Raw genomic sequence first — 26,877 nt, 5'->3', positions numbered from 1 at the left:
CATCGCATCCGCCACCCGAGTTTATGAACACGATATCCATAACGTCTGGCACCAAATCCCCGTTTACTCGGGGGCCAAATTCAACAGCCTGTTAGGCGCCTAGCGATCTGACCGTCCAATTTCTTGGGGTGCAGTTCAGGTCGTCAGCTGCGATTCGAAGTCCAAGGACCTCATGAGGCGTACCATTCAGGAACTGGGTGGGTCAACGTCGACGAGCACAACGACTTGCTTCTGAACTTCAGATGGCAATGAGCGCCGGTGAGGTGAGTCTTACGCCGCTCCGAGTCGATGTCCACGGTACCGAGTTCACAGGTGTCGTGTGTTTTAGCGATGCCGAAAGCCGGGGAACATAGTTCTGGGGGGTGAAACGAATGGTTGATGATCTCGGCTCGACTATGGATTGGCTTACTGAATACCGAGGATTCGAAATCCGTGTTGGCCTTGTGAACACGTCCGAAGATATGTTCGACGCCTGGTTTCAGATTGAAGGTCCGATGAAGCCGATTGGGGTCGCTGCGATTGGCAAGCGAGTGAAAGTTCACGGAGGACCGTTTACCCGACGCTGGGCGCATCTCATCGCGGAGCTTGCAGGCAGGGCAGCGGTGGATGTGATTCTGGGTGTGGATGAGTGATTTGTCGCCCCAACTCGCTTTCGCCGGTGCGGTATCGGCATTGCATTATCGGAATGCTTGTACTCCATGGGGACGAAGATGCGTCGGGATGTCATCGTTGGATGACCATCGCGTTTCGATCCTGGCAGAGCCCAAACACGATCCACAGAGACTGGCGAATGTCGCCGGGTATTCAGTTCGGCACAAGATAACTCGCACGGACGGGCGGCCAGTCAGAGAAGGCTTCGTGACAGTGCAGCCGCCGCCCCAATAGCACGCAGGATCTCATTCCGACTTATCGAAGATGCCGGCTTCGAGATCTTTCCTGAAATGCTGAACCCAATCGGTTTCATAGCCGATGGGGTATTCCCTTGTAACTTGTGTCGATAGTCTGGTTACCGTGACGTAGCCCTGCAAGCCGAAGTTCTCGTCACCTTTTGGGTCAGTCGTATCCGTTTCCAGGAGTTCGAAATCATCTGCTGCCAGACCGTTACGCTGCAAGTTCGCAAGAAAGTCCTGTTGTTCATCCAGTTCGATCAGTCGCATCGTCGGCCCCTCACTGTTCAAAAGGGGCGAGAACCGGAACTCTCTTTCAACGATTCCAGTTTCATCTCAGCCCTCTTACGTGTGTGTAGCCATGGGTGATGCCCACGGCCCGCTCGGCTTACCTCACGCCACATTGACTTCAATGCGGCTCGGTTGCGCGTATTCGGCTTTCGGGATGCGCAGCTTGAGCACGCCGTGGTTGAACTCGGCGACCACCTTTTCGGCATCCAGTTCCTTGGATAGCGTGAACACGCGCCGGTAACGGGGCAGGGACACCTCCGCGTAACTGGCTTCCATGCCCTCCGGCAGATCCAGGACGACTTCGCCCTTGATGGTCAGGATATCGCCTTGCACCTGCACGGCCAGCTTGTCCTTGGGCACACCCGGCAGATCGGCGTACAGGGTGATGCCTGCGGCGTCCTCGTACACATTCACCGGCGGCATCAGGGCCGCTTCAGTGCTGGCAGGGTCGGCTTGCTTGGTGACAGCAGTAGTTTCGCTCATGGCCGGATCCTCCTCGCTCACTGGATGCTGATTTGGCGCGGCTGCGCGGCTTCGAGGCGCTGGATGCTGATGTGCAGCACGCCGTCGCGGTACTTGGCCTCTACCGCATTGGGATTCACGTCGTTTGGCAGGCTCACCACACGGCGGAAGCGGCCGGCGAAGCGTTCATCGATATGCACGGAGGTTTGCTCGTCCTTGTCGGGGAGATCGGACTTGCGCTCGCCGACAATGGTCAGCACGCTCTTCACCAGCTGCACGTCGATGCTGGCCGGATCGACGCCAGGGGCAAAAGCGTAGATTTCCACCGAGTGGGGTGTGCCGCCTACATTCATGGCCGGAAAACTGACCCGACCGCGAATGCTGGGAGACAGCTCGAATGGCTGCTGCAACTCGCGCTGTAGGCGTTCCAGTTCTGAGAATACGTCACGGGGAAACAACGATCGATACATCATGTTTGCCTCCATTCGCTTGCGCGCGGGCGCCATATTCTGACGCCCCCGGTTGCAATGGTAAGGCTTCGCTTGGGGATTTCAAGCTCTTGATTTGACTGATATTCGGCATCACTCTTCCGAGGACAAGGGCAGCCCTCGAGACCGGAAAAGGGGAGCACGCATGGAGTTCCAGGACTACTACAAGACGCTGGGGGTGGCACGCGATGCCACGGCGGAGGACATCAAGAAAGCGTTCCGCAAGCTCGCGCGCAAGTTCCATCCGGACGTTTCCAAGGCGTCGGATGCCGAACTGCGCATGAGGCAGCTCAACGAGGCCTACGCCGTGCTCTCCGACCCGGAAAAGCGCGCCGCGTACGATCAATTGGAGCGGGGCTATCGGCCCGGCCAGGCGTTCCGTCCGCCGCCGGACTGGGGCACCGGCTTCGAGTTCTCCAGGCGGGGCTTCTCGCCCCAGGAAGAGGCCGATTTCAGCGACTTCTTCGCCGAGCTGTTTGGCCATGTAGGGGGCAGGCACCGCGGCTTCCATCCACACGGTGGCAGCTTCCAGTCACGTGGTGTGGACCACCACGCGAAGGTGCTGCTGGACCTGGGGGACGCCTTTACCGGCGCCACCCGTCAGCTTTCGCTGCGGGTGCCAAGCATGGACGCCCAGGGCGGAGTGCAATTGAGGAGCCGGACCCTCAGCGTGAAAATTCCCAAAGGCGTGCGCGAAGGTCAGCTCATCCGTCTGGCCGGGCAGGGGGCGCCAGGGATCGGCGGTGCGCCGGCGGGGGATCTTTTTCTGGAGGTGCATTTCAAACCGCACGACCAACTGAAAGTGAAGGGGCGAAATCTACACCTCACCCTGCCGGTGGCGCCATGGGAGGCGGCGCTGGGGGCGGTGGTGTCCATCGATTTACCTGGGGGCGAACTGAAGGTGCGAATTCCACCTGGCGCCCAGTGCGGCAGCGAGCTACGTGTGCGCGGCAAGGGCATTCCCGCTAATCCACCGGGCGATGTGCTGCTGGACATCCAGGTGGTGTTGCCGCCGGCAAACACCCCCAAAGCACGGGAGCTTTATGAAACCATGGCGCGGGAATTGACCTTTAATCCGCGCCCGGAAAGGAGAGGCTGACCCATGTCTGATGATGGCGTTCTCATCGCCTGTCTGATGGAAGATGCTTGGCTACGTTGCTGGCTTGCGCGAGCCAGGACGGCCAGCGCCGCAATCAGTCCGCGTGGTTCAGCGCCAGCCGCAGGATGTCGAAGTTGCGCAGCCGCTGGCCCGCGGGGGCGCTGACCTTGCGGTTGAACAGCAGCGGCACCTTCTGTTCGGACAGCCCGCCGTGCGAGCGCAGCGGGGCATCCAGGCCGCTCAGGTCATGGCGGGCCGGCGTGGTGCCGAGCACGGTCAGGCGTTCGCTGACCACCACCAGGTCGCCGATGCGGTCGGGCGGCAGTTCGAAGCGTTCGCTGGCGGCGCGCTTGTCCAGTACCAGCTCGATGCCGGGCAGTGCGGCGATGGCGCCATGCACGGCGCGCTGGTCGGTGCCGGCGGGCAGGTACACGGTCGCGTAGGAGCCCAGTGCGCCATGGTGGGCGACATAGGGATCGGTGATCGGCAGCAGCACGCGGGTGGCGTCGGTGCCGAAGCGCTCGTCCAGCACCTGCTGCAGGAACAGGATGTTGGCCTTGCCCAGCGAATCGGTCTTGGCATTCATGCCGTGGTCGGCGGTCACGCCGATGACCGCACCCAGCGCGTCCAGGCGCTGCAGGTAGCTGTCGATCATCGCGTAGAAGGCATTGGCCTGCGGCGTGCCCGGGGCATGCTTGTGCTGGATGTAGTCCGTGGTGGACAGGTACATCAGGTCGGGGCGGACGGTTTCGAGCAGTGCCACGCCGGCGGCGAATACAAACTCGGACAGGTCGGCGCTGTAGACCGAGGGCAGCGGCATGCCGACCTTGCGCAGCACGTCGTCGATGCCGTTTTCCTCGATGGTGGCCTGGTCGGCTTTCTCCGCCGAGAAGCAGATGCCCTTGAGGCCGTGGCCCAGCAGCGCGCGCAGCTTGTCCTTGGCGGTGACCACCGCCACCGAGGCCCCGGCCTGCGCTGCCGCGGCCAGCACGGTGGGCGCGCGCAGGTAGCGGGCATCGTTCATCAGCACTTCGGCGCCGGCTTCGGTGTCGTAGAAGAAGTTGCCGCAGATGCCGTGTACCGACGGCGGCACGCCGGTCACGATCGACAGGTTGTTGGGGTTGGTGAACGACGGCACCACGCAGTCGCCGGTCAGCACCGTTCCGCGTTTGGCCAGGCTGGCGAAGAAGGGGGTGGCGCCCGCCTGCACGGCAAGGTTGATGTACTCCTGCTCGCAGCCATCGATGCAGACGATGACGGTGGGGCGGGCGGGAAGCTGGTAGTGGTGGCCGTTGACCTGGATCTGGGTGCTCATGGCGTCTCTTGCGGAAGGATTGTGGATGGGATTTGCCTGAGACCCATGCTAAGTTAGGCGATAAACTCTCACAATCGAGTTTATTTTCCAGATCCTGTCAGGAAATCTCACAATGCCGCACAAGTTGCCCCCGCTCAACGCCTTGCGGATTTTCGAGGTTGCCGCCCGTGCCGGCAGCTATTCGGCGGCCGCGCGCGAGCTGCACCTGACCCATGGCGCCGTCAGCCGGCAGATCGAGATCCTGGAGCAATGGCTGGGGCAGCCGCTGTTTATCCGCCAGGGCCAGCGCATGGTGCCGACAGTCCACGCGCAGGCGTTCGCGCGCGAGATCAGCACGGCGTTCGACCAGATCAGCGCCGCTTCCGAGCGCTATGGCCGCATTGCCACGCGCAAGGTGGTGCGCGTCAATGCCCCGGCAACCTTTGCGATGCGCTGGCTGATTCCGCGGCTGGATGACTTCCGGCGTCTGCAGCCGGAAGTCGATGTGCGAGTGTCGACCGCCTTCAGCAATGAGGCCGGATTCAACGGCACCTTTGACGTGGCGATACGGCGCACCCTCGAACGTGGCGAACAGTTCGAGTCAGTGCCGATCTTTTCGGAGTACCAGACGGTGATCGCCAGTCCGGCGATGCTGGAGCAGGTGCCGTTGCAAGGTGTAGAGGACCTCGTGGAGGGCGTCTTCCTCTATACGGAGACACGGCCGGGCAGCTGGGAATCGTGGCTGCAGCAGGCGGGACATGCCTCGCTGCTGCCGGTGCGGACGCTGCGCTTCGACCATTTCTTTGTCACGCTGCAGGCGGTGGTGGACAGCCTTGGCTTTGCCATCGGCACCTTTCCGACACTGGAAACGGACCGCGCGGGCGGGCGCATTGCGACGCCGTTTGCCGCCATCCGCGCACCGGGCAATACCTATCATGCGCTGGTGCCGCGCGATGCCGACAAGCCGCTGCATCTGCGCGCGTTCCTGGAGTGGCTGCAGCAGCAGGGGGAGGCGGCCGTGGAGACCTGAAGCGGCGCGTGCCTGGGAAGTGAGGTGAGTGTGGCGCGCGGCCCGCGCGATGCGGGCCTGCGCTGACGGGCGTTCAGGCCCCGTCGAGGAACGCGCTGCGCTGGCCCAGGCGCGAGCCGAGCGCATCGGGGGCTAGGCTCATGCTGGCGGGGTCCACGGCCGAGGCGGGGCTGCTTGCCATGGTCGGGTCGGCGGCTGCCGGCGCCATGCCCGGCTGGGCCGCTTGTACGGGAGCCTGGGCATAGCTGCCGCCCGCTGCGGGCGCCACCTGGGCCGACGGCGCTGCCGACGGCATGGCTTGCACGGGCTGGGCGGATTGCACCGGCTGAGTGGATTGCATCGGCTGCATCGGCTGCGTCATTGGCATGGGCTGGCTCGGCTGCAGGGGCTGAGCCTGCTGGGCAAACAGCGGGTAGGACGCGATCATCGCGCCAGCCACGACCAGGGATTTCGCCAGATGTTGCTTCATTCGTGTACCTCCTAGAACGCCTACAGGCAAGGGAATAGTCACTGTAGCGCCGAGGCACCTGACATTCTGTTTGATTTTGCAACGGTCATTTACCAGCCTTGCCATCGACGTCAAGGCAGGTTAAATGCGCGCGCGGCCCCGGGCCTTGCGGCGCTGTCAACGCCGGGCCAGCCGCTTGAGCGCCGCCGCATCCAGCAACTCGATCTGCCGGTACTCACGGCGGATCAGGCCCGCGTCCTCCCACGCCTGCAGGTACTTGGCCACGGTCTGGCGCGAGCGGTTGACCATGTCGCCAAGGTCCTCCGCGCTGATGCGCACGACATGGTCGGTGCGGTCGGCCAGTTCCAGCAGGCGTGCTGCCATGCGCGCGTCGATGGGCGCCTGCGCCGCGCTTTGCGCGTGGTCGAACGCTACGCGCAGGCGCGCGCAGATCTGCTGCACGATCAGCTGCATGCCTTCCGGATGCGCGGCCAGGATGCGGTGGAAGTCGCGCTGGCTCAGCACCATCAGTTCCGTATTGCCGACGGCGAAGGCATCGTGCGTGCGCGGCTTGCCGTCCAGCAGCGAGATCTCGCCGAACCAGCGGCCACGCCCGATCACCGAGTACACCGACTCGCGCCCGCCCGTGCTGACGCGGCTCATGCGCACCCGGCCCGACAGCACCATGCAGAAGTAGGTGGGCGGATCGCCCCGCGCGAAGATCATCTCGCCGTCGCCAAAACGCAGGCGGCGTGCGGCGTTCGCCACGGCATCGAGCACGCCCGGCGGCGCATTGCGCAGCCAGCCGCTGGCCAGCACGCTGCGCGGCAGCGTGCGCACCGGTTCCACGGCTCTCGATCCACTCTTCACGTCACCCTTCACATCGCTCTCCTGCTGGAGCCGAGATTGTCCAATACTTAACAGACTTTGACGCGGTGCGCCCGGACAATGCATCGATTCAATGACTCACATGCCCCCGGGAGGTACGCATATGGCGCAAATCCAGCTCGTCGATTCAATCAGGGACCGCGTCTCCGACGCCGAATGGCAGATGCGCGTGGACCTGGCGGCCGCGTACCGCCTGGTCGCCCACTTCGGCTGGGACGACCTGATCTTCACCCATATCTCGGCACGCGTGCCCGATGCGCCGGACCAGTTCCTGATCAACCCATACGGGATGATGTTCGACGAGATCACGGCATCCAGCCTGGTCAAGGTCGACCACGAAGGGCAGCCCGTGCTGGAAACGCCGTATGACGTCAACCCGGCCGGCTTCATCATCCACAGCGCCGTGCATGAGGCGCGCCCCGAAGTGGGCTGCGTGATGCACACGCATACCTCGCGCGGCGTCGCCGTGTCCGCGCAACAGGCGGGCCTGCTGCCGATCTCGCAGCAATCGATGTTTGCCTTGACCGGGCTGGCGTACCACGACTATGAAGGCGTGGCGCTGCGCGAGGACGAGAAGGCGCGGCTGGTGGCCGACCTGGGCCGCTGCAAGCAGATGATCCTGCGCAACCATGGCCTGCTCACGTGCGGGCGCACGGTATCCGATGCTTTCCTGACCATGTACACGCTCGAGTCCGCCTGCCGCATCCAGATCCTGGCGCAAAGCGGCGGCACGCCGCTGACCATGGTGCCCGAAGCCGCCAGCGCCAACATGGGCCAGCAGGCACGCCAGGCCACCAAGGGCAAGGGCTCCGGCCTGGCCTGGCCGGGCCTGCTGCGCCGCCTCGACCGCATCAACCCTGACTACCGCAACTGACCATGGCCATCCTCGTTCACCTGCCGTCGTTCATGGCGGTCCCCATTACCGCCGCGCTGCGCGAAGCCGCGCCGGATATCATCGTGTGGAACGGCCGCGAGGCCGCCATCGCGGAAGAGGTCGAAGCCATCATCGCCTGGGGCCTGAAGCCCGGCGTGCTGCCGGCCTACCCGAAGCTGCGGCTGGTCTGCGCTGCCACCGCGGGCGTCGACAAGCTGCTGGCCGCGCCGGACCTGCCGCCTGGCATGCCGGTCACGCGCATCGTCGATCCCGGCCAGCAGACTGGCATCGCCCACTACGTGCTGGCGATGGCGCTGCGCCATACCCGCGCGCTCGGCGTGTACGCCGAACAGCAGCGCCGCGGCGAATGGAAGCGCCACCCGGGGCGCGATGTGTCGCGCTGCCGCGTAGGTGTGCTGGGGTTGGGCGAGATCGGCAGCGAGGTGGCGCGCATGTTTGCCGCCATCGGCTACCCGGTCAGCGGCTGGAGCCGCAGCGCCAAGCATCTGCCCGGCGTGACCGACTTCACCGGCGACGACGGGCTGGATGCCATGCTGGCGCAGAGCGACATCCTGGTCTGCACGCTGCCGCTGACGCCGCGCACCGAGGGCATGCTGAACCGCCAGACGCTGTCGCGGCTGCCCAAGGGGGCGTTCTTTATCAACGTCGGGCGTGGCGAGCACGTGGTCGAGCCCGACCTGGTCGCACTGATCGACGAAGGCCACCTTGCCGGCGCGGCGCTTGACGTGTTCGCCAAGGAGCCGCCCTCGGCGGACGATCCGGTCTGGAACCATCCCCGCATCGAGGCCACGCCGCATATCGCGGCCGACCCCTCGTACGAACTGGTGGCGCGGCAATGCATCGAGAACCTGCGGCGCGCGCGCGACGGGCGTGAACTGTTGAACCAGGTGGACCGGCAAGCGGGGTATTGAACGCCCTGTGGGCTTGGCCGGTAACCTGCGATGAGATGCGCTTGCCTTCCATGCCCAGGGCCTGGAAACCTGAGGTTTCCACTGGTGCGATCGGCAAGTCGGCGTACATTGCCTGCCACGCGGCCTAGACTGAAAGCAAACGGTCTGGACGCGAGGGCATCATGGCGTACGAGAGCATCCTGGTCCATCTCGACGGCAACCGGCAGGCCATGCAGCGCTTGCAGATTGCGGCACGCCTTGCCACTGCCAGCCAGTGTCCGCTGATCGGCCTGCTGGCCGGGCGGGTGCCAGACCCCAGCTGGTTCTATCGCATGAACAATGCCCAGCGCTGCCTGGCCGAAGACCAGGAGCGGCGCCGGCTGCAGCGCGAGAACATGCGCTGTGCCTTCGAGGCCGCCACGCGCGAGCTGGCGGTTGCCTGCGACTGGCGCACCGTCGAGCGCGATCCGGTGACACTGTCGCTGCGCGAGGCGCGCGAGGCCGGCCTGATCGTCTCCGGCCAGTACGACGCCGACAACGCTGAAGGCCCGGTGGCGCGGCAGCTACTGGAGGCGCTGCTGCTGGAGAGCGGCCGGCCGGCGCTGGTGGTGCCCTGTGCCGGCGCTTTCGCCACCGTGGGCACACGCGTGCTGGTGGCCTGGAACGGCAGCCGCGAGGCCGCGCGTGCCTTGCACGACGCACTGCCGCTGATGGCCGGCGCGCGGGCGCGGGTGCTGAGCGCCCATGCCGCCGCCAGGGAGCCGCGTGCCGATGCCACCCCTGTCAGCCACGCCGTGCACGTGCTGGAGCGGCAGGGTGTGGCAGTTGAGGTGGAGCACGGCCCGGGCGGTGGCGACCTGGCCATCGGTGAGCTGATCCTGTCGCGAGCTTCGGACTTTGGTGCCGACCTGATCGTGATGGGTGCCTACGGCCACGGCCGGTTGCGCGAGCTGGTGCTGGGCGGCGTGACCAGGGTGGTGCTGGAGTCGATGACGGTGCCGGTGTTGTTTTCGCACTGAAGCGCAGCGCCACGCTGCGCGGCATCAGGATTCCTGCGGCAAGCCGCGCCAGAGCAGCGACCCCTGGTGGTCTTCAGTCGACCGTGATGTGGTTGGCTTTGATCACCTTGCCCCATACGCCCACGTCGCCCCGCACGGTCTGCGCGAACTGCTCGGCGCTCCTGGCAGGCGCCATGCCCATGTTCAGCTGCAGGAAGCGCTCGCGCATCGGCGCGTCAGCCAGCAGGCGGGTCACTTCCGTATTGAGCCGCTGCACGATGGCAGCGCTGGTGCCGGCCGGCGCGAACAGGCCATACCAGCTGTCGGTATCGAACGGATAGCCCTGCTCGGTCATGGTGGGGATGTCCGGCGTGACCGGGCCGCGGCGCGTGCCGCTGATCGCCAGCGCGCGCAGCTTGCCGGCGCGGATCAGCGGCAGCGACGATGAGGTATCGACAAAGGCCACCTTGATCACGCCGCCCTGCATGTCGGTCAGGATCTGCGCCACGCCCTTGTACGGCACGTGGCGCAGCTTCATGCCGGTCTGCATCTTGAGGGCTTCCATGGTCAGGTGACCGCCCGAGCCGATGCCCCATGAGCCGTAGTCGTATGCATCCGGGCGCTTGAGCACGTGGGCGACGAACTCCTTGAGCGTGCGCGCCGGGAAGTCCGGTGTCACCACCAGGAAATTGCCGCCCGCGCCGATCTGCGCCACCGGCACGAGATCGCGCAGGCCGTCATAGGGCAGCTTGGGCTGCAGGATCTGGTTGATTACCACCGTGGCGGCATAGGTGAACAGCAGCGTGTAGCCGTCGGGGCTGGCCTTGGCCACGGTATCGTTGCCGATGATGCCGGTCGCCCCCGGCTTGTTGTCGACCACGATGGTCTGGCCCAGCGCCTTGCCGAGCGATTCGGCCAGCGTACGCGCGAACAGGTCGGTGCCGCCGCCGGGCGGGGCCGGCACCACCAGGCGGATGGGCCGGGCGGGCCAGGCGTTGCTGGCGCATAGCGGGCCGGCCGCCGCGCCAAGACCGAGTGCGGCAAGCCCGCGCAGCACGTCGCGCCGGCGCGCGTTGCCAGGCAGTTCCGTCGGAACCGGATTCATTGCAAATGCTCGTGGCATGGAGTCTCCCTAATGCATGCCGAAGTTGTCCGCCGCTTCGCTTTCCAGCGCGTCGGCGGCCGCGCCGTACAGGCTGCGCGACACATAGCTGCGGATCTGCGTGGCGCGCTGGCGCAGCCAGGCGGCCTTGAGCTGGCGGGCCTCGCGCACGGTGGGCGTTTCATCCGGTGCCAGCGCCAGCACGTCGATCACGTGCAGCGCCAGTTGCGTGTCGCCGCGCGCGGCCAGGGCCTGGGCGTGGCGGATCAGCGCGCCGTGGTCGGCCACGGCCGCGGCGATCTCGGCGGCCGCCTGTTGAGGCGGTGCGGGATGCAGCGTGGTGGCATTGCGGTCCCACCAGCCGTTCTCCGAGCGGTAGATGTCGCGCGCGATGTAGCTGGGGTCGCCATAGGTGGGACGCATCCAGGGCTGGTCGAACAGCTCCGCCGGCGGCTTCAGCGCGGCCAGCACCTGGCGTTCGTTGCAGCCGGCGTTCATCAGCCGCACCACCTCCGCGCGCAGCCAGCGCAGGGCCCTGGCGGTCTGGCACAGCACGCGCTGGCACTCGTCCTCGCCTTGCAGCGTCGCGCCGAACTCTCGCACCACGGTGCGCGGCTGCAGCCCGGCCAGACGTTCCAGCGTCTCGGCCCAGCGCACGGTGTCGCGCATGGTGCGGAAGGGGGTGCCGATGTTCGGGATCGAATCAATGACCGCGGGGCCGCCATACAGCAGGCGCCGGCCCGGCAGCCAGACCGCCACGGCGTCATCGGTCTCGGACGGCGCCCACAGGATTTCCGCGCGGCGCTCGCCCAGACCCAGCGTCAGGCCATCGGCGAAGGTCTCGGTGGGTTCGATGTGGACCAGCTTTCCCGCCAGCGCGCCGGCCGGCTGGCGGAACTGGATCTCCGCCATGCGCTCCTGCATGCGCTGGGTCTCGCGGTAGCGCGCCTGCCGCGCCAGCACGTTGACGTGGGCCAGTACGCGTGGCGCGGGCTCGCCGCGCGCCGCGGCGTGGTCCAGCCATTGCTGCAGGCCGGCGTTGTAGCCCATATGGCCGTGGCTGTAGCAGATGGCCAGCACCGGCAGCCCGGTCTGCGTGCGCAGCGCCTCGATCATGCCGCGCGTGACGCGCCCGCCGGGGCCGCTGTCGACCACCAGCAGGCCGTCGCCCACGTCGGCGACAAAGCTCTGCCCTTGTCCGTGCAGCAACCACACGCCATCGCCGGCGCTGTCGATCCCCGTGCCAGTGACCAGTGCCGCCGGCCGGTCCTCAATGTCCTGCATGCTTGCCTCCTCTGCGAACCAGGTCGCGTCCAGCGCAACTGTCACGCAAGAAGGTGCACCCCGGGGATTGGGGAAAATCCCGCCGGGATGCGGCGTACCGGCCGCAAACCAAGCGCCGGTGCGGCCCGGCGGGGGTTTTGGAATTTCAGGTGTAAACCGCTGGTTAGCACCGCGCGGGTGCAGGGAGTTCCCGGCCGGCGCGCGCTGCGGTAGCAGCTGCCTTCAGTCAAGTCGGCGCAGCGGACTGTCAGGCAGGTTGGACAGATAGTGGACTTCACGCCGCAGCAGGGTGGCGAACTGCGCCGCCACCGGCGTCATCGGCGAATCGGCGCGGTAGATCAGGCTGACGGTGTGGCTGGGCAGCTTGTCCTCGATGGGCAACGGCACCAGGCCATTGGCGGCCAGCCGGCCGGCCACCATCTGGCGCGGCAGCATGCACAGCAGGTGGCGGTCCTGCATCAGGTGCTCGATCATGCCGATGGTGTCGCAGCGCACCGCCACGCGCGGCAACGGCAGATCGCGTTCACGGAAGGCATCGAGGATGGCGGCGCCCGGGCCGTGCATGCGCTGGCCGGTCAGGATCCAGTCCGAGCCGATCAGCTCGCGCAGGCTGCGGGCGTTGCGCAGCGGATGCTCGCGGTGCGCCATCACGACCGAATCGTTGTTGTAGAGCGGCTCGCAGGTGAATTCGCGCTCGATGCCCTCGTTCGGGACCGGACTCACCGCCATGTCCATCACGCCCGAGCGCAGCTCGTCCAGGTGGGTGGGGTAGCCCCAGCTGTCAATGCACACCAGCACGTCTGGATGCTGGACGCGAAAGCGCTTGACCACGGGGGGCAGCACCACATGCGCCGGGCCGCGGGTGGTGCCGACGCGGACCACGCCGTTGCGCGCGCCCAGCATCTGCGCCATCTCCTCGGTGGCCTTGCGCGCCTCGGTGGCGATCAGGCGTGCGCGCCGCAGGAAGGCCTCGCCAAAACGCGACAGCACCACGCCGCGGGTGGTGCGGGTCAGCAGCGGCACATGCAACTCCTCTTCGAGCTGGCGGATGCTCTTGGTGAGTGCCGGCGCCGACACATCGCGCGCGCGCGCGCCGGCGCGGATGCTGCCGTGCTCGGCGACGGCAATGAAGTCCTGGACCTGGCTCAGACGCATGGATTGCCCCACTTAAACAACGGACTGGGCGCACAGCATAGCGGCAATCCGGCGGGTTCGGGATAACCCCAGGGTGCTAACCGGTGGTTTGCACAGACGCGGTTTTGGCATCTGCCGTTACGCGCCGTGCTATCGCATGATCGCTCCACATCGACGCAAACCGCCGGCCGCGCCGGCATCTTCGAGGAGTGGGATCGCATGGCGAACCGGCAAGACCTGCCGCTGGCAGGCATACGCGTGGCGGAGTTCGGGCAGTTCATCGCGGCGCCGGGCGCGGCCATGATGCTGGCCGACCTGGGCGCCGACGTGGTCAAGGTGGAGGCATTGCGCGGCGACAGCGCGCGGCGCTTTGACGGCACCAGCCCGCAGAGCCCGATGTACCTGGCCTACAACCGCGGCAAGCGCGGCATCGCGCTGGACCTGCGCACGTCCGGCGGGCTGGACGCCGCACGGCGGCTGGCGCTGGCCAGCGACGTGGTGCTGCACAACACCCGCGCCGGCGTGATGGAAGCGCTGGGGCTGGACGCCGCCACGCTGCGCGCGGCGCGTCCTGACCTGATCCACGCCTCCATCAGCGGCTTCGGCACGCGCGGCCCGTCGCGCACGCGCCCCGGGCTGGACATTGCCGCGCAGGCCGAGAGCGGCATGATGTCCGTCACCGGCGAAGCCGGCGGGCAGCCGCTGAAGGCCGGCTTCGCGCTGATCGACGCGGCCACCGCGCTGGCGACCGGCAACGCCATCCTGGCGGCGCTGTTCCGGCGCGAGCGCACCGGCGCCGGCGAGACTATCGAGACCTCGCTGCTGTCAGTCGGCGTACAGATGCAGGCCCAGCTGTGGGCCGAGTACCAGTGCTCCGGCGCGCTGCCGGTGCGCAGCGGCAACAGCCAGCCCAAGGCCGCGCCGGCCGCGGATGTGATCGCGGTGGCGGACGGGCATATCGTGCTGTCGGCCTATCTCGACGAACACTGGACGCGCCTGTGCGAGGCCATCGGCCATCCGGCGCTGGCGAACGACGCGCGCTTTGCCAGCAATGCGCTGCGGGTGCAGAACCGCCCGGCGCTGCTGGCCATCCTGCACGACGCCATGCGCCACCTGAGCGGCGATGCCGCCCGTGCGCTGCTGGAGCGCCACCAGGTGGTGGTGGGCGTGGTACGTGATTACCACCAGGTCAGTGCCAGCTCAGACGTACGCGCCAGCGGCATCCTGCGGCCCGTTGACGACGGCGAGGGCGGCCAACTGGATTTGCCGGGCCTGCCCTTCACCATGGCCAGCATGTCGGCAGGGGCGATGCCCGCGGTGCCGCGCCTTGGCCAGCATACGACCGAAGTGCTGGCCGAGCTTGGCTACAGCGCCGCGGAGATCGACACCATGGCCCGCGCCGGCGCGATCGGCGTGGAACAAGCCCAGCAGGAGCCGGCATGAACGCGCCCCAATCCCCCGTACTGCTGCAGCGCCATGCCGGCTGGGCCGAGGTGGTGCTGAACCGCCCGGCCCGTCGCAACGCCGTCGATATGTCGCTGGCACGCGCGCTGGGCGACGCCATCGAGACCCTGGCCGCCGACGACAGCGTACGCGCCGTGCTGCTGCGCGGCGCCGACGGCGCCTTCTGTTCCGGCCTGGACCTGCAGGCACTGCAGGCGGAGCCTGGCGGGCTGGCCGCGTTTGCGCCGGTCTGGGAGCGCGTCCACCTGAGCCTGCTGCATAGCCGCAAGGCATGGATCGTGGCGCTGGAGCGCCATGCCATCAACGGCGGCGCGGCGTTGGCGCTGGCCGGCGACCTGCTGGTGTGCGGCACCGGGGCCTTCCTGCAGATCGGCGAAATCCGCCTGGGCATGGCCGCGCCGCGCAATGCCGACTGGCTGGCGCTGCGCCATTCCGAGGCCGTGGCCGCGCGCCTGTGCCTGCTTGGCGACCGCGTGCCCGCGCCCGAGTTGCTGCGGCTGGGCATCGCCACCGAGTTGGTCGACGACACCCAGGTGCTGGACCGCGCGCGCGTCCTGGCTGCCACCATCGGCGGCTTTCCGGCCGAAGGCGTGGCCGCGATCAAGGGCGGCATGCGCGCCGCGACGATGCGCATGGCATCTGGTGCGCGCGACAAGAATTCCTGAGGACCGATATTTCCATGACAGATTCCATCACCACCGACGACGACGCGTCGCTGCAGGATTTCCGCCGCGAGGTGCGCGAGTTCGTCGCCCGGTCGCTGCCCCATGCCGTGCGCGAGAAAGTCCGCCTCGGACTGGAAGTCAGCAAGCAAGAGCTGGTCGACTGGCAGCACCGGCTGGCCGAACGCGGCTGGCTGGCGCCGCACTGGCCGCCTGAATGGCAGGGCTGCAACTGGAGCGCCGAGCGCCGTGCCGTATTCCAGGAAGAGCTGGTGCTGGCGCACGCGCCCGAGAGCGGCGGCATCACCTTCGAGATGATCGGCCCGATCCTGATCCGCTACGGCACGCCGGCGCAGCAGCAGTACTTCCTGCCGCGCATCCTGAGCCAGGAGCACTGGTGGTGCCAGGGCTATTCCGAACCGAACTCCGGCTCGGACCTGGCTTCGCTGAAGACACGTGCGGTGCGCAAGACGCGGCCCGACGGCACCGAGGTCTATGTGGTCAGCGGCAGCAAGATCTGGACGTCCTACGCGCAGTACGCGGACTGGATCTTCTGCCTGGTGCGCACCGATACCGAGGCGCGCGCGCAGCAGGGCATCAGCTTCCTGCTGATCGATATGCGCGGCCCCGGCGTCAGCGTGCGGCCGCTGGTGGGCATCCATGGCTGGCACCTGTTCAACCAGGTGTTCTTGGACGAGGTGGAAGTACCGGTGGAGAACCTCGTCGGCGAAGAGAACGCTGGCTGGACCATCGCCAAGTCGCTGCTCGAGCATGAGCGGCTGAACCTGGCGCGCGTGGCGGAGAACCGTCGCCGCCTGGCCAAGGTGCGCGCCATCGGCGAGGCGCTGGAGGAGGGCGGCCAGCCGCTGTCGCAGCGCCCGGGGTTTGCACGCCGGTTGCGCGCGCTGGAGGTGCGGCTCGAAGCGCTGGCGGCAACCGTGCTGCGTTTTCGCAAGTGGGCGCGCGCGGGGGAAACGCTGGGGCCGGAGACCGGCATGCTCAAGCTGCTGGGCAGCCGGCTGATCCAGGACATCGAGAACCTGGCGGTCGATGCGCTGGGGCCGGACACGCTGGCCTATGACCGCGCCGCGCACTTCGAGCCCGCCGTGCCGCAACCGGGCCAGTCAGCGTACGCCGCGGCGGCATCGGCGCGCCGCTTCGTCACCCGCGGCTACACCATCGCCGGCGGCTCCAGCGAGATCCAGCACGAGCTGCTGGCCAAGCAGGTGCTGGGCCTGTAGTGCCCCCAATCGTGCCCGCAACCCAGGACAAGGAACGGAACACATGAGCGATTCAACAGACGATCGCCGCATGCTGCAGGAAAGCGTGCGGCGCTATGTCGAGCGCGGCTACGGCTTCGAGCAGCGCCGCGCGGCGCTGGCCGAGCCCGACGGCTTCTCGCGCAAGCACTGGCAGGCGTTTGCCGAAATGGGCTGGCTGGCCGTGGGACTGCCCGAAGCCTGTGGCGGCCTGGGCGACAGCGCCGACCAGGCCCTGCTGGCCGAGGAACTGGGCCGCGCCCAGCCCGCCGAGCCCTGGCTGGCCAATGCCGCGCTGTGCGCGCCGCTGCTGGCCGCCTGCGGCGATCCCGCCCACGCTGCGATCGCGGCGGCGATGGCCGAGGGTGGCGCTATGCTGGCGCTGGCCGCATGGGAAACGCAGGGACGCTATGACGCCTTCGATATCAGCACCACCGCGCAACAGCATGAGCCGGGGCAATGGACGCTGGACGGCCGCAAGACCCTGGTGCTGGGCGGCGGCAGCGCCGCCGTGCTGCTGGTGCTGGCGCGTACCGGCGGCCAGCGCCGCGACCGCAGCGGCCTGACGCTGTTCGCGGTGCCGGCCGACACGCGCGGCATCAGCGTCGATGCGCTGCCGACCTACGACGGCCGCCAGACCGCCAGCGTGACGCTGCGCCGCGCGACCGTGCCGGACAGCGCGCGCATCGGCCCGGTGGACGGCGCCTGGCCGCTGGTGGAAGCCGCCATCGACCAGGCCACCGTGATGGCCTGCGCCGAAGCCGTGGGCACCATGTCGCGCGCGTTCGACCTGACCCGCGACTACCTGGTTACGCGCGAGCAATTCGGCCGTCCGCTGACGGCCAACCAGGTGATCCGGCACCGGCTGGTGGACCTCTATGTCAGCGTCGAACAGGCGCGCGCCATCACCGAGCTGGCGGCCAACGTCCTGCATGGCGATCCGGTGGCGCGCATGCGCGCGGTATCCCATGCCAAGGCCTTTGTCTCGGACGCCGGGCGCGCGCTCGGCGAAGACGTGGTGCAGCTGCACGGTGCGGTGGGCATGACCGACGAGATGGAAATCGGCCACTGCTACAAGCGCCTGGCCGCCCACGCCAACCTGTTCGGCGATGCCGACTGGCACTACGAACGGCTGGCGGCACTCGATCACGCGGCGCAGGCGCAAGCCTGAGCCGGTTCAGCCAGGGCGCCCGAGCCGCTGCCCGGTGCGCCCACCCATGACAGGCCGGCAACGTACCGGCATGCGCGGCCAATGCGCCGCAACGGAGACAGCAATATGAGCAGCCAGCACACTGGCGCCCGCAGGGCTTGTGCCACGCGCACAGCGGCCCTGGCCGCGGCGCTGGCCCTGGCGGGCGCCGCCAGCGCGCACCCCGAGGCCCCATACCCCAGCAAGCCCATCCGCATGGTGCTGCCCTCGGGCGCAGGCACCGTCACCGACCAGACTGCACGGCTGGTGGCCGAGCGCCTGACCGCCGCGCTCAAGCAGCCGGTGGTGGTCGACAACCGCCCCGGCGCCAACGGCATCATTGCCAACGAGACCGTGGCGCGCGCCGCGCCTGACGGCTACACGCTGCTGTTCACCTACGCCGCGACCATGACGGTGAACCCGTGGACCACGCCGTCGCTGCCCTATGACCCGATCAAGGACTTCACCCCCATCGCACGCCCCAGCCAGCCCGGCGGCAACCTGCTGGCGGTCAGCGCCAATGTGCCGGTGCACAACCTGCAGGAGCTGATTGCCTACGCCAAGGCCAGCAAGACGGAACTGGCGTACTGCTCATGGGGCGTGGGCTCGGGCGGCCACCTGGCCATGGAATACCTGAAGGCCAAGACCGGCATCCACCTGCGCCATATCCCCTACAAGACCGCCACCCAGTGCAGCAACGACCTGGCCGCGGGCCACGTCACCATCGGCATCACCGACGCCATCTCGTCGGTCCCGCACCTGAAGTCCGGCCGCATCCGGGGCATTGCGGTCTCCGGTCCGGAGCGCCTGCTGACTGCACCGGACGTGCCGACCATGTCGCAGCAGGGCGTGCCCTTCCAGCAAGCCAGCTGGGTCGCGATCTTCGGTCCCAAGGGCCTGCCCGCGCCGATCGTCAACCGGCTGAACGCCGAGGTGAACCGCATCCTGCAGACACCGGGCGACCGCGAGAAATTTGCCGCCATGAACCTGCAGCCGGCCGCGCCGTCAAGCCCGGCCGACCTGGGCAAGCTGGTCAGCGCCGACCTGGCCGCGTGGGGCGAGGTGGTGAAGGTGGCGGGGCTGCAGGCGAAGTAAGGCTGGACCACAACAACAAGAACGGGAGACAGGCAGCGTGAAGGCAAGACAGTGGATGGTGATGGGCGCGGCGCTGGCCGCGGGCAATGCCGTGGCCGGCACGATGCAGCTGTTCGGCGTGGTCGATGCATCGATCGAATACGCCAGGGGCTCGGAAAGCGTGGTGCGCATGCGCGAAGGCCAGCAGGCCGCGTCGCGCTGGGGCATCCGCGGCATTGAGGACCTGGGCGGTGGGCTCAAGGCCAATTTCCTGGTCGAGTCGGGCTTCAACATCGACAACGGCACGGAGTTCTTCGGCAACAACCGGCTGTTCGGGCGGCAGGCCTATCTGGGCATGTCGGGCAACTGGGGCGAGTTCCGGCTGGGGCGGCAATATACGCCGTCGTTCTATGCGCTGCTGCGGCTGGATCCGTTCCTGCTCAATGGCGCGGTGTCGCCGTTCAACCTGCTGAGCGCGACGGCCTCGCAAGGGACCGGGCATGTGGCCTACGGCGCCCGCTTCGACAACGCGGTGCAGTACTTCTCGCCCAAGTGGGGCGGCTTCTCCTTCGGCGCCGCGGTGGCGCCCGGCGAGGTGCCGGGGTCGGCTCGCTCAGGGCTGAACTTCGGCATGAATGCGACCTACGAGGCCGGCAACGTCTACGCGTTCTACGCCTACCAGGGGATGTATTCGGGCGCCAACGTGCCGGTGGAACCGACGCTGACTTCCAACCATTTCGTCGGCGGCTCCTATCGCTTCAAGCCGGTCGAGATCGGCCTGCTGTACAGCGCCGCCAGCAGCGACCGGCCCGAGACCCGCTCAGCACGCCACTATGGCGTGACCTTCAGTTGGACCGTGACGCAACGCGACACCTTCAAGGCCGCCGCACTCAAGCGCCAGATCCTGGGCGGCGGCCAGCGGCCGCTGGCGGTGACGCTGGGATGGGACCATGACCTGAGCAAGCGCACCACGGCCTATGTGCGGGCGGTGCTGGTGCATAACAGCCCCGGCGGCAGTGTGAGCAACAACAGCATCGTGATTGATCCGGGTAGTGGGGATGATGCGAAGTCGGTGAGCGTGGGGTTGCGGCATCGGTTCTAGGCAATTGCCGGCCCTTCTCAAGGAAATCCGTTCACCATGTGCTGACTCGTGACTGGCCAGGGCGCATCGGCGCCGCTATCACCCCCGGATATGACCCGGCGGATGGCCGCGAACAGCCAGTCTTCTGCAGCGGGCAAATCAGGTTTACCCCAATCCTTCGCGCTGTTTCGCTCAGGTTGTGCAGGAATCCGCGACGCCGTTCTGGCGTCTCGCACATTTCGTTTCAACTGAATCCGGCATTCCAATTATCCGAATGCTTGCCCTCCAGGCCGCCCTGTAGAGTTGCCTTGACCAGCGACGGCAGGCGGCGGCATGCAAGAACTTCCTGCGCTGGCAACGGAAGACTTGGTCGACGACGGAGGAACGAATGAAGAGAATCCAATTGCTGCTGGCGCTGATTGCTGGTGCTGCCATGCATTGCAGCCCGGTGCATGCGGCGATATCGGGGAACGTTGTGCGTATCGGCGTCATGACCGATCTCTCTGGCGTATATCTCGATTACGCCGGCAAGGGCTCTGTCGAGGCCGCCAGGATGGCTATCGAAGACTTTGGTGACGGACTTAAGGGAAGCAAGATCGAACTAGTTACCGCGGATCATCAGAACAAGGCCGACGTGGGGGCGGCAAAGGCGCGCGAATGGATAGACCGGGACGGCGTCGACGCTATCGTAGACCTTCCGAACTCTTCCGTGGCGCTAGCCGTGGCGAGAATCGCGTCGGAAAAGAAGCGCGTGGTACTGGTGACCGGCGGTGCCAACCTGCGTCACACCAATGAAGAGTGCTCGCCTTATGTGGTGCATTACGTCTATGACACTTTTGCGCTGGCCAACGTGGCGGGCAAGGCAATGGTCAGGCAGGGCCTCAAGAGCTGGTATTTCCTTACGGCGGACTACGCCTTCGGCCAGTCGCTGGAGAGCGCCACCTCGGACGTCATTCGCGCCGCGGGTGGATCGGTCAGCGGCAGCATCAAGCATCCTCTGAATGCATCCGAATTTTCGTCCTTCGTGTTGCAGGCGCAGGCGTCTAAAGCCAGCGTGGTGGCGCTGGCCAACGGTGGTGGGGACACCATCAATGCCATCAAGGCGGCGAACGATTTCGGCCTGACGAAGAACCAGACATTGGTTGGCCTGATCATGACGATCAGCGACGTGCACAGCCTGGGGCTGAAAGCTACGCAGAGGATGAAAATGACGGATGCATGGTACTGGGACATGAATCCGGAGACGCGGGAGTTCGGCAAGCGGTTCTTTGCTCGCATGAACCGCATGCCGAACATGGTGCATGCCGGCACATACTCGGCCGTGCTGCAGTACCTGAAGGCAGTCGCGGCCACGGGCAGCGACGATTCGGACGGCGTCATGTCTTATCTCAAGAGCCACAAGATCAACGACGTGTTTGCGAAGAATGGGTTCGTCCGTGCGGATGGGCGGATGATGCACGATATGTACCTGATGGAAGTAAAGGCGCCGGGGGAATCAAAAACCCCATGGGACTACCTGAAACTGGTCGCCACGGTGCCCGCCGACGAAGCGTTCCAACCGCTTTCGGCATCGCGGTGCGCGCTAGTCAAGCGCTGAGAAGGCAATAAACGGGGGCCAGTGGCACCCGCTATCCTGAGGGCACAGCGGGGCAGGTTCGGCGACGAGCCTGCCGCTGCCACGACTTCGCTGGCCGTGGCACCGTGACGTCCAGGATTTTCCGAGGGGACGCGGTGCGGATTTCTGCAGAGCGCGGCGCGAACGGGAGGCTCGGGACCATTCGCCGCTGACGAAACGTGGTTTCGGAAAAGCCGGTTTGCCTGGAGGCGCGATCGCTGGCATTGTTGGCAGCATGCCAGGCGCGTTGACGGCCCGGGCGACAACCGAAAGCGGTTCTCTGGAGATCAGCCACCATGCACGACAACCTGCCACAGCGCCTGCGCTCCCTTCTCTTCGTCCCCGCAGACAGCGACCGCAAGCTGGCTGCGTCGCTGAAGTCGGGGGCGGACGGGCTGGTGTTCGACCTCGAAGACGCCGTGCCGGAGCATGGCAAGGATGACGCAAGGCGCAAGCTGGGGTCATTCCTCGAGCAGCGCCGCGCGTCCATGGAGCCGGCCTTGCTGGTGCGCGTCAACGGGCTGGCGTCGGGCCATATCCTGCGCGATCTGGCGGCAGTCATTCCCCATCGGCCAAACGCGATCGTGCTGCCCAAGTGCAGAAGCGTCGACGATGTGCATCGGCTCTGTGACTTTCTGGCAGCCTTCGAGTGCGCGCTATTGCCCGATAACTGGGAGGTCGCCATTATCGCCATGGCGACGGAGTCGTCCGAAGGCGTTTTCGGCCTGTCGTCCTATCGCAATGCGCCAATGCGGCTGCGGGCGCTGATGTGGGGCGTTGACGATCTTGCCGCCGATCTGGGCGCCTTCTCGTCGCATATCGGCAAGGAACTGACCGCGCCGTTTTCCGTGGCACGCACGATGTGCCTGATGGCGGCGGCGCAGGCCGGCATCGATGCCATTGACGCGGTCACCACCAGCCTGACGGATCCCGCGCAAATCGGACAGGAAGCCGCGCAGGCGAAGCGCGACGGCTTTACCGCAAAGGCTGCCGCGCATCCTTCACATATCGACGCCATCAACCAGGCCTTCATGCCGCAGGAGGAAGAGGTGCGCTGGGCCCGGCACGTCGTCGACGCCTTCTCCAAGGTGGGTGCCTCGGGCGTGGCAAGACTGGGCAACGCCATGATCGACCGGCCCCACTTGCGGCTGGCACACCGGATCCTGTGCCACGTGGACGGAGAGGACTGATTCAGCGCTCGTGCGGGGCGTGCCGCCGCAGCTAAGACGTACGATGCGCCGCACGGTATTGCTGGGGCGTACACAGGGTTGCTGCCTTGAACTGCCGCGAGAACGCGCTGTGATCCGCATAGCCGCATTCGGCGGCAATGTCGGTGATGCTGGCATCCGTCGTCTCCAGCAGGCGGCAGGCGCGGTCCAGCCGCATGCGCATCATGATCTGCTTCGGCGTCAGCCCGAACACCTCGCGGCAAAGCCGCTCCAGGGTATCCAGTGACAACTGCACTTCGCGGGCAATCTCGCTGATGCGCAGGTTCGGTTGCGCTGGCTCTTCCAGGCGCTTGAGGAACTGCAGCAGGCGCTTGTAGCTGGCGTGCTTTTCGTCCGGGCGGGGCAGGATGCGCGAGATGCCCAGCAGGCCGGCGATCTGGCCCTCCGCATCCCTGACCGGAAACTTCGAGCTCAGGCACCATTGCCGGTGCCCATCGGCCGAGAAAAACAGGCGCAGCACATCGGTGATCGGCTCGCCGCTGCGGATGACGCTCAGGTCCTGCATCATCGTGCTCGAGCCGGTGACCTCGAACAGCTCGTCTGCCGTCTTGCCGATGACGTCTTCCTTGCTGACCAGGGCGCTGCGCTCGACCAGGGTGGCATTCACCATCAGGTAGCGCGCCTCCTTGTCCTTGACGTAGAAAAGGACGTTGGGAAGCCGGTCGAATACCTGCTCCATCAGCGCCAGATCCAGTACCAGGTCGATCCCGTGCAATAGGTTCTTGGTGTCGAGCATGATTGTCGTAGGGGGCGGCTGCGGCGTGGGTAGCGCGATGTTATCACGCGGTTCCTGCCATTCGTTACCCGCTTGGGCCAGCGGCGGCCAGCCATTCCCGTTGTGCAGTAATCCGCTGCTTTGGGCAGGCCGCCATGCAAGACGCGCGGCGCCACGCACGACAAAATCCCTGGCAACGCATCCGGCGTCGCAGCGTGGCTGCTGCGCGAGATGTGCACGATTCCGATGCACGGACGGCAACGCCCGCCGCGTCGGGACTACTGGTTGAACGCGGAGAACCCCAACGTGAACGTCATCCCCTTTCAGAGCGAACCTTTCGATACTTACACCACCGAAGCATCGCTCAATGCCATGCGCAGCGCGCTCGACAAGGTCCGTGCGCAACTCGGCAAGACCTACCCGCTGATCATTGATGGCAAGAAGATCGAGACGGCGGCGAAGCTCACCTCGACCAATCCTTCGCGGCCCGGCGAAGTTGTCGGCCACACCAGCAAGGCGGGCGTCGACCACGCCGAGCAGGCGATCCAGGCTGCCTGGACTGCCTTCGAGGGGTGGAAGCGCTGGACCCAGGAAGACCGCTCGCGGCTGTGCCTGAAGGCCGCGCAGATCATGCGTGGGCGCAAACAAGAGCTGGAAGCGTGGCTGGTCCACGAGATCGGCAAGAACTACGTCGAGGCCAGCGCTGAAGTTGCCGAGATGATCGATTTCACCGAGTACTATGCCCGGCAGGCCCTGCGTTTTGTCGACGGTGTCGGCCACCTCAACGCCTATCCCGGGGAAGAAAACAAGAGCTTCTACATCCCGCTGGGCGTCGGCGTGACCATCGCGCCGTGGAACTTCCCCATGGCGCTGATGACCGGGATGCTGATGGGCGCCATCGTGGTCGGTAATACCGTGGTCTGCAAGCCGGCCGAAGACACCATCGTGTCGCTGTCCAAGGTCTTCGAGATCTTCGAGGAAGCCGGCTTCCCGCCGGGCGTCATCAACTACCTGCCCGGCATCGGCAGCGAGATCGGCGCCTACCTGGTCGACCATCCCAAGACCCGCTTCATCAACTTCACCGGCAGCCTGAAGACCGGCATCGCGATCCACGAGTCGGCGGCCAGGCTGCGCGACGGGCAGAAGTGGATCAAGCGTGTGTTCCTGGAACTCGGCGGCAAGGATGCCATCCTGGTGGACGAGACCGCGGACCTGGATGCGGCCGCCCTGGGAGTGATCCAGAGCGCGTTCGGCTACTCCGGCCAGAAGTGCTCGGCATGCTCGCGCCTGATTGTGGTCGATTCGGTTTACGACGCGCTGGTGGAGAAGGTCGTCGCCCGTGCCAAGGAGCTGCGTGTGGGCGCTGCCGACACCAACCCGGACTTGGGGCCGGTGTGCAATGCGGCACAAGCCGACAAGGTTGCCGAGTACATCGAGATCGGCAAGGGCGAAGGCAAGCTGCTGACCGGCGGCAAGCGGCTGGAGGGGGACGGTTACTTCTTCGCGCCGACGATCTTCGGCGATGTCGCGCAGGATGCCCGCATCTTCCAGGAGGAAGTCTTCGGGCCGTTCGTGGCGGTGACCCGCGTGGCGAACTTCGAAGAGGGCTTGAAGGCGGTCAACAACACCGTCTACGGCCTGACCGGCGCGCTCTATTCGCGCGACCGGAGCCGGATCGAACAGGCTCGCCGCGAGTTCCATGTCGGGAACCTGTACTTCAATCGCAAGTGCACCGGCGCGCTGGCAGGTGTGCAGCCGTTCGGCGGCTTCAATCTGAGCGGTACGGACACGAAGACGGGCGGTCCTGACTACCTGCTGCAGTTTCTGCAGATGAAGGCGGTGGCAGAGCGATTCTGATAGCCCGCGTCACGGCAGCGAAAGGTGCGCCCATGGGTGCACCCTTTTTGTTTGTGGCTGCAAGGATCGTCCGGCGTTCGAACCGATACCGCGCCATCGGCGCACAGGGGTTGTGCCGTCCGATCCACGATTGTGCGTATTAGGTGAATACCCCTAAGCGGAAACCCCTCACCTATGCAGCTCTGCTGCAGATCGTTATGCAAAAAGCCGCAAATCTTGCTCTGCCTCGATGCAAGCGGCGGCGCGCGATAGCCAGCAGAATTTCGCTCAACCAAGGTCGTTGTCGCACCACGGCCTTGGCACATCGGGACTGGCGATCTGCAGCGAAGCGGGCGCCTGGGCAGGATCCACGCAATGCGCACACCGTTGCCTGCGATGCGCAAGTGAACATACCAAGTGAGGGACGAGATGAGCAAGAAACTGCTGTCGGTTAGCGTTTGCGCGGCCGGACTGATGTTGGGGGTGAGCCATTCGGCCTGGGCCGATTTGCTGATTGGGGTTGCCGGGCCGATGACTGGCCCGTATGCGTCGGGTGGGGAGCAGATGCGCACTGGCGCCGAGCAGGCAATTGCAGATATCAATGCCAAGGGGGGTGTGCTGGGACAGAAGCTGAAGCTGGTGGTTGGCGACGACGTGTGCGACCCGAAGCAGGCGGTGTCCGTGGCCAACACGCTGGTCAACAAGGGCGTGGTGTTCGTGGACGGCCACTATTGTTCGAGCTCGACCATTCCCGCATCGGAGGTCTACCACGATGCCGGCATCCCGATGGCGACCATCTCGACCAGCCCGAAGGTCACCGAGCGCGGCCTGGCCAACATCGTGCGCGTGACCGGCCGGGATGACCAGCAGGGCAATGTTGCCGCGTCCTATCTCGCCAGGAATTTCAACGGCAGGAAGATCGCGGTGGTCGATGACAAGAGCGCCTATGGCAAGGGCCTGGCGGACGAGGTGGCGAAGTCCCTCGCCGACCAGAAGGCCAGGGTATCGCTGCGCGAGTCGATCACCGCTGGCGAGAAGGACTACAACGTGCTGGTGAGCAAGCTGAAGGCTGCCGGCATCGAAGTGCTGGCCTATGGCGGGTACTACACCGAACTTGGCCTGATCCTGCGCCAGGCGGCACAAGCCGGGCTCAAGCTCGCCGTCATGGGCGGCGACACGCTGACCAACACGGAACTGCTGTCCGCCGCGGGCCCCGCGGCGAACGGCGTGATGTTCACCTTCGGCCCGGATCCGCGCAAGAATGCCGAGGCCAAGGACGTGGTGGAGCGCTTCCGCAAGGCGAAGATCGAGCCCGATGGCTACACGCTGTATTCGTACGCGACGATCCAGGTATTCGCGCAGGCGGCCGAACGGGCGCGCAGCGTGAAGCCAGAGGCGGTGCAGAAGGCGCTGCGCAACGGCACCTACTCGACGGTGGTCGGGCCCATCAGCTTCGACAGCAAGGGTGACCTCACCAAGCCCGGCTACGTGGTCTACCGTTGGAGCGGGAACCAATACGGCTACGCAAACTGACGCAGTGGTGGCAGTGCCTCGCACGGCGTG

The 26,877-nt window shown here is 66.3% G+C and carries 26 protein-coding genes; 16 read left to right on the top strand and 10 right to left on the bottom strand.

Annotation, left to right across the window (positions count from 1 at the left end; translation table 11 throughout):
* Positions 1-371 precede the first annotated feature (371 nt).
* The gene (locus ACW4E8_RS38270) at positions 372-632 is read left to right on the top strand and encodes a hypothetical protein (RefSeq protein WP_456809226.1); all 261 of its coding nucleotides are present in this window, start codon (positions 372-374) and stop codon (positions 630-632) included.
* Between the two features lie 264 nt (positions 633-896).
* Here the strand turns inward: ACW4E8_RS38270 and ACW4E8_RS38265 are convergent, their stop codons facing one another.
* The 3 genes from ACW4E8_RS38265 to ACW4E8_RS38255 all read right to left on the bottom strand — a co-directional run bounded on the left by ACW4E8_RS38265 (position 897) and on the right by ACW4E8_RS38255 (position 2,113).
* The gene (locus ACW4E8_RS38265) at positions 897-1,157 is read right to left on the bottom strand and encodes a transcriptional regulator (RefSeq protein WP_114131638.1); all 261 of its coding nucleotides are present in this window, start codon (positions 1,155-1,157) and stop codon (positions 897-899) included.
* Between the two features lie 123 nt (positions 1,158-1,280).
* Positions 1,281-1,661 (bottom strand): Hsp20/alpha crystallin family protein, encoded by a 381-nt coding sequence (locus ACW4E8_RS38260; RefSeq protein ID WP_456809225.1) that lies wholly within the window; start codon positions 1,659-1,661, stop codon positions 1,281-1,283.
* Between the two features lie 17 nt (positions 1,662-1,678).
* Entirely contained in the window at positions 1,679-2,113 is a 435-nt protein-coding gene (locus ACW4E8_RS38255) for an Hsp20 family protein (RefSeq protein WP_439668974.1), read from the bottom strand.
* A 160-nt stretch (positions 2,114-2,273) separates the two neighbouring features.
* Between ACW4E8_RS38255 and ACW4E8_RS38250 the strand changes: the two genes are divergently transcribed.
* On the top strand, positions 2,274-3,227 hold the full coding sequence (locus ACW4E8_RS38250) for a DnaJ C-terminal domain-containing protein (RefSeq protein WP_456809224.1): 954 nt from the start codon (positions 2,274-2,276) through the stop codon (positions 3,225-3,227).
* 94 nt (positions 3,228-3,321) lie between these two features.
* On the opposite strand, the gene phnA is transcribed toward ACW4E8_RS38250, so the two are convergent.
* Positions 3,322-4,542 (bottom strand): phosphonoacetate hydrolase, encoded by a 1,221-nt coding sequence (gene phnA, locus ACW4E8_RS38245; RefSeq protein ID WP_456809223.1) that lies wholly within the window; start codon positions 4,540-4,542, stop codon positions 3,322-3,324.
* A gap of 112 nt (positions 4,543-4,654) precedes the next feature.
* Between phnA and ACW4E8_RS38240 the strand changes: the two genes are divergently transcribed.
* Positions 4,655-5,551 (top strand): LysR substrate-binding domain-containing protein, encoded by an 897-nt coding sequence (locus ACW4E8_RS38240; RefSeq protein WP_456809222.1) that lies wholly within the window; start codon positions 4,655-4,657, stop codon positions 5,549-5,551.
* Positions 5,552-5,624: 73 nt separating this feature from the next.
* Here the strand turns inward: ACW4E8_RS38240 and ACW4E8_RS38235 are convergent, their stop codons facing one another.
* Positions 5,625-6,020 (bottom strand): hypothetical protein, encoded by a 396-nt coding sequence (locus ACW4E8_RS38235; RefSeq protein ID WP_018311749.1) that lies wholly within the window; start codon positions 6,018-6,020, stop codon positions 5,625-5,627.
* Between the two features lie 156 nt (positions 6,021-6,176).
* Positions 6,177-6,881, bottom strand: coding sequence for a Crp/Fnr family transcriptional regulator (locus ACW4E8_RS38230; RefSeq protein WP_456809221.1), 705 nt, complete (start codon positions 6,879-6,881; stop codon positions 6,177-6,179).
* A gap of 109 nt (positions 6,882-6,990) precedes the next feature.
* Between ACW4E8_RS38230 and ACW4E8_RS38225 the strand changes: the two genes are divergently transcribed.
* The 3 genes from ACW4E8_RS38225 (at position 6,991) to ACW4E8_RS38215 (ending at position 9,691) form a co-directional block, all read left to right on the top strand.
* Positions 6,991-7,761, top strand: coding sequence for a class II aldolase/adducin family protein (locus tag ACW4E8_RS38225; RefSeq protein ID WP_456809220.1), 771 nt, complete (start codon positions 6,991-6,993; stop codon positions 7,759-7,761).
* A gap of 2 nt (positions 7,762-7,763) precedes the next feature.
* Positions 7,764-8,693 carry a 2-hydroxyacid dehydrogenase gene (locus ACW4E8_RS38220; RefSeq protein ID WP_456809219.1) on the top strand — a complete coding sequence of 310 codons (930 nt, stop codon included), beginning with the start codon at positions 7,764-7,766 and terminating at the stop codon, positions 8,691-8,693.
* Between the two features lie 161 nt (positions 8,694-8,854).
* A complete protein-coding gene (locus tag ACW4E8_RS38215; protein ID WP_456809218.1) occupies positions 8,855-9,691 on the top strand; it encodes a universal stress protein in 837 nt (278 codons plus the stop codon).
* A gap of 73 nt (positions 9,692-9,764) precedes the next feature.
* Here ACW4E8_RS38215 and ACW4E8_RS38210 read toward each other — a convergent pair whose 3' ends face one another.
* The 3 genes from ACW4E8_RS38210 to ACW4E8_RS38200 all read right to left on the bottom strand — a co-directional run bounded on the left by ACW4E8_RS38210 (position 9,765) and on the right by ACW4E8_RS38200 (position 13,211).
* A complete protein-coding gene (locus ACW4E8_RS38210) occupies positions 9,765-10,775 on the bottom strand; it encodes a Bug family tripartite tricarboxylate transporter substrate binding protein (RefSeq protein WP_456809217.1) in 1,011 nt (336 codons plus the stop codon).
* 27 nt (positions 10,776-10,802) lie between these two features.
* Positions 10,803-12,056 (bottom strand): alkyl sulfatase dimerization domain-containing protein, encoded by a 1,254-nt coding sequence (locus ACW4E8_RS38205; protein ID WP_456809216.1) that lies wholly within the window; start codon positions 12,054-12,056, stop codon positions 10,803-10,805.
* Between the two features lie 222 nt (positions 12,057-12,278).
* Positions 12,279-13,211 (bottom strand): LysR family transcriptional regulator, encoded by a 933-nt coding sequence (locus tag ACW4E8_RS38200; protein ID WP_456809215.1) that lies wholly within the window; start codon positions 13,209-13,211, stop codon positions 12,279-12,281.
* 198 nt (positions 13,212-13,409) lie between these two features.
* On the opposite strand from ACW4E8_RS38200, the gene ACW4E8_RS38195 reads away from it, so the two are divergent.
* From ACW4E8_RS38195 to ACW4E8_RS38160, 8 genes are all read left to right on the top strand, one after another.
* Complete coding sequence (locus ACW4E8_RS38195; RefSeq protein ID WP_456809214.1) at positions 13,410-14,633, top strand: CaiB/BaiF CoA transferase family protein; 1,224 nt, start codon at positions 13,410-13,412, stop codon at positions 14,631-14,633.
* Complete coding sequence (locus ACW4E8_RS38190) at positions 14,630-15,319, top strand: enoyl-CoA hydratase/isomerase family protein (RefSeq protein WP_456809213.1); 690 nt, start codon at positions 14,630-14,632, stop codon at positions 15,317-15,319. Before ACW4E8_RS38195 ends, ACW4E8_RS38190 begins: the two co-directional genes overlap by 4 nt.
* 14 nt (positions 15,320-15,333) lie before the next feature.
* Positions 15,334-16,557, top strand: coding sequence for an acyl-CoA dehydrogenase family protein (locus ACW4E8_RS38185; protein ID WP_456809212.1), 1,224 nt, complete (start codon positions 15,334-15,336; stop codon positions 16,555-16,557).
* A gap of 43 nt (positions 16,558-16,600) precedes the next feature.
* On the top strand, positions 16,601-17,746 hold the full coding sequence (locus ACW4E8_RS38180; RefSeq protein WP_456809211.1) for an acyl-CoA dehydrogenase family protein: 1,146 nt from the start codon (positions 16,601-16,603) through the stop codon (positions 17,744-17,746).
* A gap of 105 nt (positions 17,747-17,851) precedes the next feature.
* Positions 17,852-18,859: a Bug family tripartite tricarboxylate transporter substrate binding protein gene (locus ACW4E8_RS38175; protein ID WP_456809210.1), complete on the top strand. Its 1,008-nt coding sequence runs from the start codon at positions 17,852-17,854 to the stop codon at positions 18,857-18,859.
* A 55-nt stretch (positions 18,860-18,914) separates the two neighbouring features.
* Positions 18,915-19,940, top strand: a complete 1,026-nt coding sequence (locus ACW4E8_RS38170) for a porin (RefSeq protein WP_456809228.1) — start codon at positions 18,915-18,917, stop codon at positions 19,938-19,940.
* Positions 19,941-20,307: 367 nt separating this feature from the next.
* Positions 20,308-21,516: an ABC transporter substrate-binding protein gene (locus ACW4E8_RS38165; protein WP_456809209.1), complete on the top strand. Its 1,209-nt coding sequence runs from the start codon at positions 20,308-20,310 to the stop codon at positions 21,514-21,516.
* Positions 21,517-21,830: 314 nt separating this feature from the next.
* A complete protein-coding gene (locus tag ACW4E8_RS38160) occupies positions 21,831-22,724 on the top strand; it encodes an HpcH/HpaI aldolase/citrate lyase family protein (RefSeq protein ID WP_456809208.1) in 894 nt (297 codons plus the stop codon).
* Between the two features lie 31 nt (positions 22,725-22,755).
* Here ACW4E8_RS38160 and ACW4E8_RS38155 read toward each other — a convergent pair whose 3' ends face one another.
* Positions 22,756-23,658, bottom strand: a complete 903-nt coding sequence (locus tag ACW4E8_RS38155; RefSeq protein WP_456809207.1) for a helix-turn-helix domain-containing protein — start codon at positions 23,656-23,658, stop codon at positions 22,756-22,758.
* Positions 23,659-23,784: 126 nt separating this feature from the next.
* Here ACW4E8_RS38155 and pruA point away from each other — a divergent pair, with 126 nt between their 5' ends.
* Together pruA and ACW4E8_RS38145 are read left to right on the top strand one after the other, a co-directional pair.
* Positions 23,785-25,335 (top strand): L-glutamate gamma-semialdehyde dehydrogenase, encoded by a 1,551-nt coding sequence (gene pruA, locus ACW4E8_RS38150; RefSeq protein ID WP_456809206.1) that lies wholly within the window; start codon positions 23,785-23,787, stop codon positions 25,333-25,335.
* 408 nt (positions 25,336-25,743) lie between these two features.
* The gene (locus tag ACW4E8_RS38145; protein WP_456809205.1) at positions 25,744-26,847 is read left to right on the top strand and encodes a branched-chain amino acid ABC transporter substrate-binding protein; all 1,104 of its coding nucleotides are present in this window, start codon (positions 25,744-25,746) and stop codon (positions 26,845-26,847) included.
* Positions 26,848-26,877 lie beyond the last annotated feature (30 nt).

The sequence above is a fragment of the Cupriavidus sp. CP313 genome (genome assembly GCF_054072015.1).
The sequence above is the reverse complement of the archived record's forward strand: the minus strand, read 5'-3'. Positions and strand labels throughout refer to the sequence as shown.

Excerpts from the sequence above, each read along its gene's own strand:
- ACW4E8_RS38270 (WP_456809226.1), top strand. The coding sequence starts at position 372 with ATGGTTGATGATCTCGGCTCGACTATGGATTGGCTTACTGAATACCGA.
- ACW4E8_RS38265 (WP_114131638.1), bottom strand. The coding sequence starts at position 1,157 with ATGCGACTGATCGAACTGGATGAACAACAGGACTTTCTTGCGAACTTG.
- ACW4E8_RS38260 (WP_456809225.1), bottom strand. The coding sequence starts at position 1,661 with ATGAGCGAAACTACTGCTGTCACCAAGCAAGCCGACCCTGCCAGCACT.
- ACW4E8_RS38255 (WP_439668974.1), bottom strand. The coding sequence starts at position 2,113 with ATGATGTATCGATCGTTGTTTCCCCGTGACGTATTCTCAGAACTGGAA.
- ACW4E8_RS38250 (WP_456809224.1), top strand. The coding sequence starts at position 2,274 with ATGGAGTTCCAGGACTACTACAAGACGCTGGGGGTGGCACGCGATGCC.
- phnA (WP_456809223.1), bottom strand. The coding sequence starts at position 4,542 with ATGAGCACCCAGATCCAGGTCAACGGCCACCACTACCAGCTTCCCGCC.
- ACW4E8_RS38240 (WP_456809222.1), top strand. The coding sequence starts at position 4,655 with ATGCCGCACAAGTTGCCCCCGCTCAACGCCTTGCGGATTTTCGAGGTT.
- ACW4E8_RS38235 (WP_018311749.1), bottom strand. The coding sequence starts at position 6,020 with ATGAAGCAACATCTGGCGAAATCCCTGGTCGTGGCTGGCGCGATGATC.
- ACW4E8_RS38225 (WP_456809220.1), top strand. The coding sequence starts at position 6,991 with ATGGCGCAAATCCAGCTCGTCGATTCAATCAGGGACCGCGTCTCCGAC.
- ACW4E8_RS38220 (WP_456809219.1), top strand. The coding sequence starts at position 7,764 with ATGGCCATCCTCGTTCACCTGCCGTCGTTCATGGCGGTCCCCATTACC.
- ACW4E8_RS38215 (WP_456809218.1), top strand. The coding sequence starts at position 8,855 with ATGGCGTACGAGAGCATCCTGGTCCATCTCGACGGCAACCGGCAGGCC.
- ACW4E8_RS38210 (WP_456809217.1), bottom strand. The coding sequence starts at position 10,775 with ATGAATCCGGTTCCGACGGAACTGCCTGGCAACGCGCGCCGGCGCGAC.
- ACW4E8_RS38205 (WP_456809216.1), bottom strand. The coding sequence starts at position 12,056 with ATGCAGGACATTGAGGACCGGCCGGCGGCACTGGTCACTGGCACGGGG.
- ACW4E8_RS38200 (WP_456809215.1), bottom strand. The coding sequence starts at position 13,211 with ATGCGTCTGAGCCAGGTCCAGGACTTCATTGCCGTCGCCGAGCACGGC.
- ACW4E8_RS38195 (WP_456809214.1), top strand. The coding sequence starts at position 13,410 with ATGGCGAACCGGCAAGACCTGCCGCTGGCAGGCATACGCGTGGCGGAG.
- ACW4E8_RS38190 (WP_456809213.1), top strand. The coding sequence starts at position 14,630 with ATGAACGCGCCCCAATCCCCCGTACTGCTGCAGCGCCATGCCGGCTGG.
- ACW4E8_RS38185 (WP_456809212.1), top strand. The coding sequence starts at position 15,334 with ATGACAGATTCCATCACCACCGACGACGACGCGTCGCTGCAGGATTTC.
- ACW4E8_RS38180 (WP_456809211.1), top strand. The coding sequence starts at position 16,601 with ATGAGCGATTCAACAGACGATCGCCGCATGCTGCAGGAAAGCGTGCGG.
- ACW4E8_RS38175 (WP_456809210.1), top strand. The coding sequence starts at position 17,852 with ATGAGCAGCCAGCACACTGGCGCCCGCAGGGCTTGTGCCACGCGCACA.
- ACW4E8_RS38170 (WP_456809228.1), top strand. The coding sequence starts at position 18,915 with ATGGTGATGGGCGCGGCGCTGGCCGCGGGCAATGCCGTGGCCGGCACG.
- ACW4E8_RS38165 (WP_456809209.1), top strand. The coding sequence starts at position 20,308 with ATGAAGAGAATCCAATTGCTGCTGGCGCTGATTGCTGGTGCTGCCATG.
- ACW4E8_RS38160 (WP_456809208.1), top strand. The coding sequence starts at position 21,831 with ATGCACGACAACCTGCCACAGCGCCTGCGCTCCCTTCTCTTCGTCCCC.
- ACW4E8_RS38145 (WP_456809205.1), top strand. The coding sequence starts at position 25,744 with ATGAGCAAGAAACTGCTGTCGGTTAGCGTTTGCGCGGCCGGACTGATG.